General features: G+C 62.7%; 13 protein-coding genes. 4 read left to right on the forward strand and 9 right to left on the reverse strand.

Going from position 1 to position 13421, the window contains the following annotated elements:
- Window positions 1-203: 203 nt before the first annotated feature.
- From G520_RS0102325 to G520_RS0102365, 9 genes are all read right to left on the reverse strand, one after another.
- Window positions 204-2657: an acyl-CoA dehydrogenase gene (locus G520_RS0102325; protein ID WP_028534261.1), complete on the reverse strand. Its 2454-nt coding sequence runs from the start codon at window positions 2655-2657 to the stop codon at window positions 204-206.
- A gap of 27 nt (window positions 2658-2684) precedes the next feature.
- Window positions 2685-3326: a TetR/AcrR family transcriptional regulator gene (locus G520_RS0102330; protein WP_028534262.1), complete on the reverse strand. Its 642-nt coding sequence runs from the start codon at window positions 3324-3326 to the stop codon at window positions 2685-2687.
- 240 nt (window positions 3327-3566) lie between these two features.
- Window positions 3567-4745: an O-succinylhomoserine sulfhydrylase gene (locus G520_RS0102335; RefSeq protein WP_028534263.1), complete on the reverse strand. Its 1179-nt coding sequence runs from the start codon at window positions 4743-4745 to the stop codon at window positions 3567-3569.
- A gap of 99 nt (window positions 4746-4844) precedes the next feature.
- Window positions 4845-6380 carry an amidophosphoribosyltransferase gene (gene purF / locus G520_RS0102340; protein WP_028534264.1) on the reverse strand — a complete coding sequence of 512 codons (1536 nt, stop codon included), beginning with the start codon at window positions 6378-6380 and terminating at the stop codon, window positions 4845-4847.
- 87 nt (window positions 6381-6467) lie between these two features.
- Window positions 6468-6962 (reverse strand): CvpA family protein, encoded by a 495-nt coding sequence (locus tag G520_RS0102345; protein WP_028534265.1) that lies wholly within the window; start codon window positions 6960-6962, stop codon window positions 6468-6470.
- Complete coding sequence (locus G520_RS0102350; protein WP_028534266.1) at window positions 6959-7750, reverse strand: SPOR domain-containing protein; 792 nt, start codon at window positions 7748-7750, stop codon at window positions 6959-6961. The genes G520_RS0102345 and G520_RS0102350 overlap by 4 nt, the downstream gene beginning before the upstream one ends.
- 7 nt (window positions 7751-7757) lie before the next feature.
- Window positions 7758-9026: a bifunctional tetrahydrofolate synthase/dihydrofolate synthase gene (gene folC, locus G520_RS0102355; RefSeq protein WP_036665114.1), complete on the reverse strand. Its 1269-nt coding sequence runs from the start codon at window positions 9024-9026 to the stop codon at window positions 7758-7760.
- A gap of 31 nt (window positions 9027-9057) precedes the next feature.
- Window positions 9058-9486 carry a protein YgfX gene (locus G520_RS0102360; RefSeq protein ID WP_036665116.1) on the reverse strand — a complete coding sequence of 143 codons (429 nt, stop codon included), beginning with the start codon at window positions 9484-9486 and terminating at the stop codon, window positions 9058-9060.
- A gap of 4 nt (window positions 9487-9490) precedes the next feature.
- Complete coding sequence (locus G520_RS0102365) at window positions 9491-9844, reverse strand: hypothetical protein (protein WP_028534269.1); 354 nt, start codon at window positions 9842-9844, stop codon at window positions 9491-9493.
- Between the two features lie 125 nt (window positions 9845-9969).
- On the opposite strand from G520_RS0102365, the gene G520_RS0102370 reads away from it, so the two are divergent.
- The 4 genes from G520_RS0102370 (at window position 9970) to G520_RS0102385 (ending at window position 13227) form a co-directional block, all read left to right on the forward strand.
- A complete protein-coding gene (locus tag G520_RS0102370) occupies window positions 9970-11871 on the forward strand; it encodes an ATP-binding cassette domain-containing protein (protein WP_028534270.1) in 1902 nt (633 codons plus the stop codon).
- Complete coding sequence (locus G520_RS0102375; RefSeq protein WP_028534271.1) at window positions 11868-12383, forward strand: C40 family peptidase; 516 nt, start codon at window positions 11868-11870, stop codon at window positions 12381-12383. Before G520_RS0102370 ends, G520_RS0102375 begins: the two co-directional genes overlap by 4 nt.
- A gap of 228 nt (window positions 12384-12611) precedes the next feature.
- Window positions 12612-12815: a cold-shock protein gene (locus tag G520_RS0102380; protein WP_028534272.1), complete on the forward strand. Its 204-nt coding sequence runs from the start codon at window positions 12612-12614 to the stop codon at window positions 12813-12815.
- Window positions 12816-13035: 220 nt separating this feature from the next.
- A complete protein-coding gene (locus tag G520_RS0102385) occupies window positions 13036-13227 on the forward strand; it encodes a hypothetical protein (RefSeq protein ID WP_246542653.1) in 192 nt (63 codons plus the stop codon).
- The last annotated feature ends 194 nt before the right edge of the window (window positions 13228-13421 follow it).

Raw genomic sequence — 13421 nt, forward strand, 5'->3', positions numbered from 1 at the left:
TTCACCGGATACTACCAGAGAACGCAAGCCCGTCCATCAGAAAATCGAGCATTCGTTCCAAACGATCGTTTGACGCATGCCGCGATACAACAGCGCTCATGTCAAACGCTCGTTTTTTTCGAAAACCATCATGAAAACATCGAATTACAACAAATCGCCATACCGTGCGGATTGGAATGACGCCACCGCGGCGGCGTCCGCGCTCAGAAGATGAAGCGGTCGAGCAGTTTTTCGTCGTGGCTGGCCAGTGCCATGTCGAAATCGTCGACCATGATGACGTCTCGTTTGAGCTTGCGCGCGCGGGTGACGGCGTCGAACTCGTGCTGATCCACGTGCCCGTCCGCCAGCGCACCGGCCAGACGATCAAACTGGGTCAGCCCACGCAAGCGCCCTTCGCGCTGCAATTTGCGCAAGCGCAGCTCCATCGGCTCGGTCTGCAGGGTGGCGGCCAGCGCATGCGGCAGCACGCCCAGCGCATCGTTTGCATCGTCTGGCACATACATGCCGTGGGTCAGGCGATCGCGCGCGCCGCCGGGCTCCATCATGGCCCGCGCCACTTGCGTGCCGAGCCGGTCGGAAGGCGGGCTCAGGGTCAGGCCCCACGGAAAGATAATGCGGCGCAGCACCCAGGCCAGCGGGCGGTTCGGCAAATTCGACAGAAAGCCGTGCATGGCCTGCTGCACATCGTACAGCGCCTGCTCGGTCGCCCACGCCACCAGCGGCACATCGGCGGCGTGCCCCCCTTCCCGATGGAATCGCTTGAGCGCGGCGCTGGCCAGGAAAAGTCCCGACAGCATATCGCCGAGACGGGCCGACAATTTTTCGCGGAATTTGAGCGAACCGCCCAGGCTGAACATCGCCATGTCGGACAAGAGCGCGAACGCGCTGGCCTGCCGTGTCATGCGCCTGAAATAGCGGGCGGTCGGCCCGCCGACAGGCGCTTTGGCGAAACGCGAACCACTCAGGCCCAGCCACAGCGAACGCACCAGATTGCTGATCACGAAGTTGATGTGACCGGTCATCGCCGCATCAAAGGCCTTGCCGTCGTTTTCGCCGGCCGCGCGCATTTCCGCGAGGACGAAGGGATGGCAGCGGATCGCACCCTGTCCATAGATGATCATCGATCGCGTCAGGATGTTGGCCCCTTCGACGGTGATTGCGATCGGAATGGCCTGGTAGGCGCTTGCCAGATAGTTGCGCGGCCCGAGCACGACGGTCTTGCCGCCGTGCACGTCCATCGCATCGTTGATGACGCGACGCATGCGCTCGGTATTGTGATACTTGAGAATGGCCGACAGCACCGATGGCTTCTCGCCGTTATCGAGCGCCGACAGCGCCAGGTCCTGTGCCGCCTCCATTTGATACGTATTGCCGCCGATGCGCGCCATCGCTTCATCGACTCCTTCGAAACGGCCGATGGGCAGGCCGAACTGGTCGCGGATACGCGCATAGGCCCCCGTCGCGAAGCTGGCCATCTTGCCCGATGCCACCGACATCGCCGGCAGCGAAATGCAGCGTCCGACCGACAGGCACTCGACCAGCATGCGCCAGCCCTGACCGCAGTATTCGCGCCCGCCTATCACCCATTCGAGCGGAATGAAGACATCGCGCCCCCAGGTCGGTCCATTCATGAAGGCCGAACCGCCCGGATAATGGCGGCGCCCGATGTTGACCCCGACGTGCGAGGTCGGCACCAGCGCGCACGTTATGCCGATGTCTTCGCGCTCTCCCAGCAGATGATCGGGATCGAACAACTTGAATGCCAGGCCGAGGAGGGTTGCCACCGGCGCCAGCGTGATCCAGCGCTTCTCCCAGCTCACACGAATGCCGAGCACGTCGCGATGGGTCTCGCCGCTCAACGGATCGACATAGTCGCCGCGACAGATGCGACCGTAATCGGGGATGCTGCCGGCGTCGGAGCCGGCATGGGGACTCGTCAGCGCGAAGCACGGGATTTCTTCGCCGCGTGCCAGACGCGGCAGGTAGTAGTCTTTCTGCGCCTCGGTACCGTAGTGCTGCAGCAGTTCCCCCGGACCGAGCGAATTGGGAACCATGACAGACACCGCCGCCGAGCCGCCGCGCGTCGCGATCTTGGTCACGACTTTGGCGTGGGCATAGTTGGAAAACTCAAGACCGCCGTAGCGTTTCTTGACGATCATGCCGAGAAAGCCCTGCTCCTTGATATAGCGCCAGACGTCGGGCGGCAGGTCCTTGAGTTCGTGGGTGATCTGCCAGTCGTCTATCATCGAGCACAGCACTTCGGTCGGCCCGTCGATGAAAGCCTGTTCCTCGGCGCTCAGCTTCGGATCGGCGAAGCCCAGCAGGCGCTTCCAGTCGGGACGCCCCGAGAACAGATCGCGATCCCACCAGACGGTACCGGCGTTGATCGCCTCCTGCTCGGTCGACGACATCGTCGGCGTGATTTTCTTGAATACGGTGAACACCGGCCCGGTAAGGAAGGTGCGGCGCAGAAACGGAAAATTGAGAAGTGCGGCGACGGCGACGAACGCGCCCCATGCCGCCGGCGAAACGGCCTGGCCGCTCAGCCTGGGTAAAACGGCGAGCCAGACCGCGGCAGATGCGGTCCAGGCCCCGATCGGCGCACGAACGTACGCCAGCGCGCCCAACAGCAGCACAAGTACGAAGACTGCGAACATGTGTTGACCCCTCGTGTTGACCTCTTGTCAGCCATGGTCGGGCGCCACCAGTCCTGCCACCACAAAAGGAACGAGATGCTTGACGATCAGATCCGGATCGCGCGCCGTCACCACATGGCTGCGTCCGAAGATCTTGAGAACGTCGTTGCCGGCGAAAGCATTGAACATGACGCTGAACGCGAAATGCATCCGCCAGGCCAGTTCTTCCTCTTCGAGCTGCGGCAGCGCCTGATGAAAGGCGTGCGCGTAGCGCTGGACGAAGACACTGTACTGTTGCGAAATCGTTTCGCGCAGCAGGCGGTGGTTTTCCACCAGCGTGCGCGACAGAAGACGGACGAACAATGCGCCCCCGCGCGACGGGTCCTTGGACAAAGCCAGGCACGGACGAATGAACGTCATGACCAGCAATGCCACATCGCTAACCCGCCCGTCCGCTTCCACGGCATCCAGCTCGGACAGACAGGCCGCGATCAGCGGCGCCAGCCGGCGCATGAATACCGATTCGAACAGTGCATCCTTGGAACCGAAGTGATAGTTCACAGCGGCGAGATTGACCTCGGCCTGCTGGGTGATCATGCGAAGCGAGGTGGCTTCGAAGCCGTGCTCGACAAACAAGCGCTCGGAAACATCGAGAATCCGGGTCGAGGTATCGGGGCGGCTCGCTTCCATGGTCTCTTCCACTTTATGCGATTTGAGTAATGGTTTTGCCTTGTCCATTTTAGCTTTCGAACATGCGTTTCAAACTTACGTTTTAACTTGATTCATGTCAAGCGTTGCACACTGACAGATCGATGAATGCGTCATTTTCAACAGCACAAACGAGCAATATACCCCATTGAATTTAGCCGGGAGCGCAAGTGTGCACTGCGGCAAGCAATGCACGCACCCCCGGCAGGGGCACAGCCGGGCTCAGAGGCCCAGGCCGCGTTCCAGATCAAGCTGCAGATCGTCCGGATGCTCGAGGCCGACGGCCAGTCGCAACAGGCCCTCGCCGATGCCGGCCCGTTCGCGCGCCTCTGCACTCACGCGCGCATGGGTCGTCGATGCCGGATGGGTAATGGTCGACTTGACATCGCCGAGGTTCGCCGTGCGCGAGATGACCTCGACCCGGTCGACCACACGCCAGGCCGCCTCGCGCCCGCCCCGGACCACGAAAGACAGGACGGCGCCGCCCGCGCTCTGCTGGCGTTGCGCCAGCGCATGCTGGGGATGGCTCTCCAGCCCGGGGTAGAACACGCGCTCGACTTCGGGGCGCGACTCCAGCCAGCGGGCGACCTGCAAAGCGTTCGCGCATTGTTTTTCCATGCGCAGATACAGGGTTTCCAGACCGGACAGCAGCACCCAGGCATTGAACGGGGACAGCGATGGACCGGCCGTACGCACGTGCAGATAGACCGGTTCGACCAGCGCGTCGCTGCCGACGACGGCGCCACCCAGCACGCGTCCATGCCCGTCAAGATATTTGGTGGCCGAGTGCACCACCAGATCGGCGCCCAGCTCGAGCGGCCGTTGCAAGGCCGGCGAGCAAAAGCAGTTATCGACCACGAGAATCGCACCATGCTCGTGCGCGATGGCAGCCACCGCGGCAATGTCCGCCACTTCGGTCAGGGGGTTTGACGGCGTTTCCAGAAACAGCAGCTTTGTTTCGGGCCGCAGCGCAGCGCGCCAGGCGCCGGAATCCTTGGGGTCGACAAAGGTGGTTTCGATACCGAACTTCGAGAGCGTTCCGGCGAAGAGATTCAGTGTGGAACCGAACAGACTCTGCGACGAGACGATATGGTCGCCCGACTTCAGCTGACTCATCATCACCGCCTGTATTGCCGCCATGCCGCTGGCGGTGGCAATCGCGCGCTCGCCGCCCTCGAGTGCGGCCAGGCGCTGCTGGAATGCCGATACCGTCGGATTGGTGAAGCGCGAGTAGGTATACCCTTCGCGCTCGCCGAGAAACAGCGCCGCCGCGTCGGCGGCCGTGTCGAAGGTAAAACTGGACGTCAGAAACAGACTCTGACTGTGCTCGCCGAAACCGCTATGCTCGCGTCCGGCGCGAATCGCCAGGGTTTCCGGATGTAATGTTTTCGTGTCGCTCATGGCCTTGTCCCTGTACCGGTTGACCTCCCGGGTCCCGGCACTGTCGTTGTCAACCCGCCGCCGAACGGCATGCCCGGCGGCGGGACAAGGCCATTGTGCTCACATCAGGTTCTGTTCGGCAACGTTCAGGTTATGATCGATCAGTTGCGAAGTCGACTCCTCGTCGCGCGTCTTGGCACCAAGACGCGCGCTTTCGATCGCGTCGAGATAGGCGGCATCGATGTCGCCGGTGATGTATTGGCCGTCGAAGCACGAGGTTTCGAATTCGCGCAATTCGGGGTTCACACTGCTGACAGCCGCCATCAGCGCCTCGAGGTCCTGGTAGATCACGGCGTCGGCGCCGATTTCCTGCGCGATCTGCTCCTCGCTGCGGCCGGTGGCCAGCAATTCGGCGCGGGTCGGCATATCGATGCCGTAGACATTGGGAAACCGCACGGCGGGCGCTGCCGATGCGAAGTAAACCTTGCGCGCACCCGCATCGCGGGCCATCTGCACGATCTCGCGCGAGGTCGTGCCGCGCACGATCGAGTCGTCGACCAGCAGCACATTGCGGCCACGAAATTCGCTTGCGACCGGATTCAGTTTCTGCCGCACCGATTTCTTGCGCACGGCCTGCCCCGGCATGATGAAGGTACGGCCGATATAGCGGTTCTTGATGAAACCCTCGCGATAAGGCAGTCCGAGGTGATTCGCCAGTTGCAAGGCGCTCGGGCGGCTGGTATCCGGGATCGGCATCACCACGTCGATATCGATCTCGGGCAGCGTGCGCAGCACCTTCTCCGCGAGCTGGTCTCCCATGCGGATGCGCGCTTGATACACCGATGCGCCATCGATCACGGAATCGGGACGGGCAAAATAGACGTATTCGAACAGACAGGGCGCGTGCCGGATGTGTTCGGCGCACTGGCGCGCATGCAAATCGCCGCCGAAGGTGATGAACACGCCCTCGCCGGGTTCGATATCCCGCAGCAGGGTAAAGCCGGAGCAATCGAGCGCCACCGACTCGGAGGCCAGCATGAACTCGGTCTGGCCGGCGGGCGATTGCAGGCTGCCGAGTACCAGCGGGCGAATGCCGTTCGGATCGCGGAAGGCGACCAGGCCGTAGCCGGCAATCATCGCCACCACCGCATAGGCGCCGCGCACGCGGCGATGCACGGCGGCGATCGCGCTGAAAACGGCATCGACCGACAGCTCGAAGCCTTCGACCCGCTGCGCCAGCTCATGCGCGAAGACATTGAGCAGCACTTCCGAATCGGAGTTGGTATTGATATGGCGCAGATCGTGCCGGAACATGTCCGCCTGCAACTCATCGGTGTTTGTCAGATTGCCGTTATGGGCGAGTACGATGCCAAACGGCGAATTGACATAAAAAGGCTGAGCCTCGGCCAGACTCGACGCCGAGCCGGCAGTCGGGTAACGCACATGGGCGATGCCGGCGCAACCGAGCAGCGAGCGCATATTGCGGGTGCGAAACACGTCGCGCACCATGCCGCTGCCCTTGTGCATATGGAAGGTCTCGCCTTCGGCGGTCACGATGCCGGCCGCATCCTGCCCCCGGTGCTGCAGCACCTGCAACCCGTCGTACAACAACTGGTTGACCGGAGACTGCCCAACCACACCTAAAATTCCACACATCTCTGGCTCTCTTTCCAACTTCGCGTTACAGACAAAATAAAAGGCGGAAATCTTGAAGTGAAGCTATCAAGATATTCCGCCTGTGCACTACCCCGGATAACTGATGTGCTCGGCTAGAAGCGGGGGTAGCCATGGCCTCAATGACAAGGCCGCCGTCTCCAAGGGGTGCGCTAACAGCGCATTCCTCCATACGTCTTTTTCCGGCATGTGGGTAAGACCTCCGAGCAGGACCAACACCGTCGCCAGCACCAGGCCGCGCGCCAGACCGAAAGCGGCACCGAGCATGCGATTGATGCCGCCCAGGCCGGTCGAATCGAGAACCCCGGTCAGCGTGACGCGCGCAAGCGCCGTCGCCAGCCAGACCAGGAAGAAAACCAGGATGAACGATGCGACAACGCGCACGCCCTCGCTCGACAACGAGGCGGGCAGCCAGTCGGACACCGCAGGGGCAAACTGCTTCGCACACCAGAAAGCGATCAGCCACGAGCCCAGCGACAGCACCTCGGCGACGAGGCCGCGCATCACGGCCACGATGATGGAGCCCAATACGATAGCGATGACAATATAGTCGAAAACCGTCATGGCCGGCTCACAATAATGCCGGTCACGCCAGCGCGGGCCAGCTTGCGCAACACCGCGTCGGCTTCGGCACGCGAGGCGAACGGACCGACGCGGACGCGCGTCACCGGCCCCTTGCTGGTATCGACCTTGCTGAAGCGCGCATTCACGCCAAGCGCGGACAACTTGGCGCGCAGCGCATCGGCCTTGTCCTGGTCCGACAGGGCAGCCAGCTGAATCATCATGTGCTCGCCAGCCGGGGCGGCGGCCGCGCCTGGCGCGGCATCGGTCGCACCGCTGTCTCGACCTTCGAGAATCGCGGCCGGATCGGCATGGCGCACGGCTGCCGGGGCCGGCGCTTCAGCGCGCGGCGGATGCGCGGCGCGCCCGCTCGAGGCTTCGCGGGCCGGCTTCTTCGTATGGACGACAACGGGTTCGGTCTCGACCGCCGGCGCGGGCTTGACCGGTATCGGCGCCGCGCGCGTCGTCGGGGGCGCCGAAGCCTCGCCTTCGTCGGCCGCCATCGTCGACAAGGATTCAGGCAAGGCGGTCGCCGCGGCCGGGCGGGCAGCGGCGAGCGCGGTACCGGCGGAAGCCGGCAGCGGCGCCGACGCCGCTGCCGCCGGAGCGGAAGAAGCGGCGGCACCGAGGATTTCAACGGATTCGGGTTTCATCTGCTGCGCCGGCACCCTGCCGACCACGCGCCACAACACGGCCGTCGCAACCAGCACGAGCACGACCGCACCCACCAGGCGGCGGCGCGCGCGCTTCTTGAGCACGATCAGTTCTTCTTGGGCGGACAAACCTGCCATGCCTTCCTCAGCGGTGGGGTTCCCGGGCCAGCATGACCTCGGCAACCGTATGGAACGATCCGAAAACGACGATTCTATCATTCTCGGACGCTTGCGATAAGGCATCCTTCCAGGCGGACGCGACCGAAGCACAGACATGGACGCCGGGCACGCCATGCGCGGCCAGCCGCGCGGCCAGCGCCTGCGCACTCTGCCCGCGCGGCAAGTCGAGACCCGCGACATACCAGATGTCAAAGGCTTCGCGTGCCAGCTCGATCACGGCATCGACATCCTTGTCGGCGAGCATGGAAAATACGGCGATACGCCGTTCGGCATAGGGCAATACCCGCATATTGGTGACCAGGGCGCGCACCGCATGCGGATTATGTCCGACATCGAGCACGACGAGCGGTCGACCGGGCAAGACCTGGAACCGCCCGGGCCAATCGACCTCGGACAGGCCGCGCTTGATCGCCCCCAGCCCGACCGGCAGGCGTTCGTGCAGCACCGCGAGTACTGCCAGCGCCGCCGAAGCGTTGTCCAGCTGGTAGTCGCCACGCAGGGCCGGCAGGGGCAAGGCATGGCGATCGAATCCGGGCATGCGGAAAGACCATTGCTTGTCGAAACGGGCCGGCCCGAAATCGCGGCCGATCAGCCTCAGGTCGGCGCCGATGGCAGCCGCATGGTCGAGCAGGCTCTGCGGCGGGTTGGCATCGGCACAGATGGCCGGCCTGCCGGCGCGGAAAATGCCGGCTTTTTCAAAGCCGATCGCTTCGCGCGTATCCCCGAGATAAGCCTGGTGATCGAGGTCGACGCTGACCACGACCGACACATCGGGGTCGAAGATATTGACCGCATCGAGGCGGCCGCCGAGGCCGACTTCGAGCACGGCGACATCCACCCCCTGCTCGATGAAGACATGCATCGCCGCCAGCGTCCCGAATTCGAAATAGCTGAGCGAGACATCGGCGCGTGCGGTTTCGATCGCCGCGAATGCCGCCGTGACGGCGGAATCGGCCACCGGCTGCATGTCGATGGCTATGCGCTCGTTGTAGCGCAGGATATGCGGCGAAGTATAGGTTCCGACCTTGAAGCCCGCGCATCGCAGCATGGTCGACAACATGGCGCTGACCGAGCCCTTGCCGTTGGTGCCGCCGACCATGACCACGGGAAAGGCCGGCGCAAGCCCCATCCCGGCACGCACGCGCTCCACGCGCGCGAGCCCGAGATCGATTTCGGTCAGGTGCAGATTTTCAAGATAGGCGAGCCATTCGTCGAGGCTCGCGGATTGCATCATTGTCATTGCTGGATCAACCGCAAAAATATCGCTACGCCGGCTCAAGGAAACAGCGCAGATAAACAGCCAGTTGCCGTTGCGCCTCGCGTCCGGCCGAATCCGGCCACAAAACCAGGGTCATGCGCCGCCCGGCGCCGCGGACAGCCAGCACGATCAGCCAGGGCAGCACCAGACTGTCGTCCGCGACCTGCACTGCGAACCTCGTCCCGCCCCGCCAGAATACGACGTGGCCTCCGCCGTCCACCGTCACGCGCTCGGCCGCACGGCGCCCGCCCAGCCACCCGTCGCACCGCAACAGATAGCCGACGTAGAACGGCAGCGGCAACAGACAGATGGCGGCAGCGGACGCAAACGTCAAGAGCAGGCCGCACGCCAGCGCAGACACCGCCAGCACCAGCGCCAGGCAATAACGCGAAGGCACGGGCAGAAGATCGAAAGCCGCCATCCGCTGCCGCCGCATCCCCTTACTCCCCGACGGCAGGCATATTGGTGATGTCGCCTTCGACGCTGTCTATCACGGTCGAATGGATCTCGACATCGAACCACTCCCAGAAGGCCTTGAGCGAACGGTCGGCAGGCCACAGGCTTTCGTCCTCGTACCAGCTCGCAAGTTCCATCTTGAACAGGGTTTCATGCATGTCGTCGATACGGGACACGCCTTCTTCCGGATCGACGAACTCGGGCAGCAGAACGATGGTGCAATCGCTGCGCAGGCTGTCGAGCGTCAGATCCGCATCGTTTTCGGGCACCGCATTGAGCCAGTCGAGAAAAGGCTGCTTCGGCTTGATCACCGCCGCCGAACGATCGACAAAATACATGGTTATCCTTTCACTTCTCAATACTGTTGGCGTCGCATTGTAACAGCACGCCTGCCGCGACGCGAAGCCGCCCCGGCCTCTCATGCTACAATCGCCCTCATCGGATTTACTTGGCAATTCCAGCAATGGCACTCATCACAGTCGAAAAAGGCAGTCTCGCCTTCGGTCACCACACCCTGCTCGATCGCGTCGATTTCGCTCTCGAAAGCGGCGAAGTCGTCGGTCTGATCGGCCGCAACGGCGCCGGAAAATCATCCCTGCTCAAGGCCATCGCCGGCGTCATCGCTCTCGACGACGGCCGGATCAACCGCCAGGGCGAGATCCGTGTCGCCTATGTGGCGCAAGAGCCCGAGTTCGACAGCGGGCACACGGTTTTCGAAGCGGTGGCGGAAGGACTGGGCGACCTGAAAACGCTGCTGGCGCGCTACCACGAGCTGAGCCTGCGCCTCGAACACGACACGGACGGGGCCCTGCTCGACGAATTCGAGCATATCCAGCATGAGCTGGAAGCCCGCGACGGCTGGCAATTCGACGCCCTGATCCAGACCACGCTCAGCCACCTCGATCTGCCCGCCGACCAGCGCATCGATGCGCTCTCGGGCGGGTGGAAAAAGCGGGTGGCGCTCGCGCGGGCGCTGGCGTCCAAGCCGGATGTCCTGCTGCTGGACGAACCGACCAACCACCTCGACGTGGCCGCCATCGAATGGCTGGAAGGCCTGTTCAAAAACTACGCCGGCAGCGTGCTGCTGATCACTCACGACCGGCGCTTTCTCGACCACACCGCATCGCGCATCGTCGAACTCGATCGCGGCCTGATGCGCAGCTACCCAGGCAGTTTCGCCGCCTACCAGACACGCAAGGCGGAAGAGCTGGCCAGCGAAGAAGAGCAGAACCGTGTTTTCGACAAATTCCATGCCCAGGAAGAAGTCTGGATCCGCCGCGGGATCGAGGCGCGGCGCACGCGCAACATGGGCCGCGTGCGTCGGCTGGAACAACTGCGGCAACAGCGTAGCGCGCGGCGCGAACGCGTGGGCCAGGTCAACTTCCAGCTGGCGCCGGGCGAACGCTCCGGCAAACTGGTGGCCGAACTCGAGCATGTAAAGAAAGCGTACGACGGCCGCGTGCTGGTGCGCGATTTCACCACGCGCATTCTGCGCGGTGACAAAATCGGGTTGATCGGCCCCAACGGCATAGGCAAAACCACGCTGCTGAAACTGATCCTCGGTGAAATCCAGCCCGACAGCGGTACGGTTCATCTCGGCAGCAAGTTGCAGATCGCCTATTTCGACCAGTTTCGCGAACAATTGGACGAAAACGCGAGCGTGGTCGACGTCATCAGCCAGGGTAACGAATTCCTAGACATCGGCGGCAACCGCAAGCATGTCATGAGTTATCTGGAAGACTTCCTGTTTTCCCCCGAGCGCGCGCGCAGTCCGGTGCGATCCCTGTCAGGCGGGGAACGCAACCGCCTGTTGCTCGCTCGCCTGTTCACACGACCGGCGAATGTTCTGGTGCTGGACGAGCCGACCAACGACCTCGACATCGACACCCTGGAGCTGCTCGAAGAACTGATCGACGCCTATGACGGCACCGTGTTCCTGGTCAGCCATGACCGGACCTTCCTCGACAACGTGGTGACGCAGGTCATCGCCTTCGAAGGCGACGGCCGGCTCGAAGAGTCGCCGGGCGGCTATCAGGACTGGATCGACACCAAAGCCCGCATGGCACGGCAACAGGTGGCCGCGGCGCCGGTCGCCGCGCGCGACGAGGCCGCGAAAAAAGACAAACCGCGGCAAAACGTCGCCAAACTTTCCTACAATGAAACGCGTGAGCTGGCTGCGCTTCCCGACCACATCGCCGCACTGGAGACCGAGCAACAGGCCTTGAACGCCAGGCTGCTCGATCCGGCCTGCTATCGCGACACGCCGCTGGAAGCGCACGCCTGGCAGCAGCGCATCGAGGCGATCGAACTGGAACTGATCGAGAAGCTGTCGCGCTGGGAAGAACTGGAATCCAGACAAAAATGAAAGCCTCCATCGGTCTGTATCTCGCCGCCGCCGCCCTGCTCGCCTCGTGCGCGAGCCCGCCACCGCTCAAGACCGGCCATGCCGTACGGCCGCGTCCGAGTGCGAACGGCAATCTGTCCACCCTGAAGGCCGACGGCGCCGGTCGCGAGATCCTGATCTACACCCTGAGCCTGCTCGATCTCGACTACCGCTTCGGCGGCAGCAACCCCGAGGCAGGGCTCGACTGCAGCGGCATGGTCGACTACATCTATCGCAACGCGGTCGGCGTGAAACTGCCGCACAACGCGGCGCAGATCGCCGGCATCGCGCGACCGATCCCGACCGGGGACATGCAGGTCGGCGACCTGGTGTTTTTCAACACGCTGAACCGTTCTTTTTCGCATATGGGCATCTATATCGGCGACGGCAAATTCGTGCATGCCCCACACACGAACAGCCCGATTCGGGTCGACCGCCTCGATAACCGCTACTTCGCCGCCCGCTTCGAGGGCGCACGCACGCTGTTCAACTGAAAACGGCGGCGCCCGCCGTTTTCAGTCCTGCGAGAAAAAACAAGAAAACACTTGACCGCCCGTCGCGGAGTGCGTATAACTTACCTCAGCAAGATTTCAAGCAGCAGCTCCGAAGTTCATCGTCAGTCCCTCTTTTCAGCGGTACTTCCATTGCACAGTCCGGTTGTTCTTGATTATTTCGCCACCGAGCAAATGCTCAGCCCAGTCAATATTTACAAGGAATGAAAAATGGAACAAGGTACCGTTAAGTGGTTCAATGATGCTAAAGGCTTCGGCTTCATCACCCCGGATGCAGGCGGCGACGATCTGTTCGCTCACTTCTCCGAAATTCGCGCCGATGGCTTCAAGAGCCTGGCCGAAGGTCAAAAAGTGACCTACACCTCCGGCATGGGCCAAAAAGGCCCGCAGGCTACGAACATCCAGCCCGCTTAATCCGGTTGTCCGGCAAAGCTCCGGTTTGCGGAGCTTTGCCCGTGCGCAACGCGCACATTGATGGTTATCTTCGGCAGTACTCTGACTATCCCTGGTTGTCCATCAAGCCCCCACGCAGCACCGAGTGTCCCACCAAGCGATGCCCGCCCCGAACGGAGCAGCGCCCGAGCACGCCATTCGCAATGCAAAAATGAATATATATCAGATTTTGGAAAACATAATGATAATGAAAATTAGCCAGCTTAAACCCGGTTTTTTGATCAACGAACACAAGAATAACGGCGACGTCGAATGCTTCGAGGTCGTCAAGGTCAAACCCTTCGGCCGCAAGGTCGAAGTGACGTTCCGCTCGCTGTTCGGACTGGAAAGCGCGCTCTATCCGGCCGACGCTTACCTCAACGCCGCCGTCTGACCGCAACCCGCGCCGTCCGGCGCGGGGCTCGCCTTTCCCTCTCTGCCCTCCGCCGCGCAACACGCGCTGCCTTCCCGTACGGCACCCCCGCTCCATTGCCACCGGCAACCTGACACGAGCCGCACACGCCCGCGCAATGGGCCATAATCATGACAGGCAGCCTTTCGCCACGCCCGCGCCATGTCGCTCACGCG

The organism is Paludibacterium yongneupense DSM 18731 (assembly GCF_000422925.1).
Classification (GTDB): domain Bacteria; phylum Pseudomonadota; class Gammaproteobacteria; order Burkholderiales; family Chromobacteriaceae; genus Paludibacterium; species Paludibacterium yongneupense.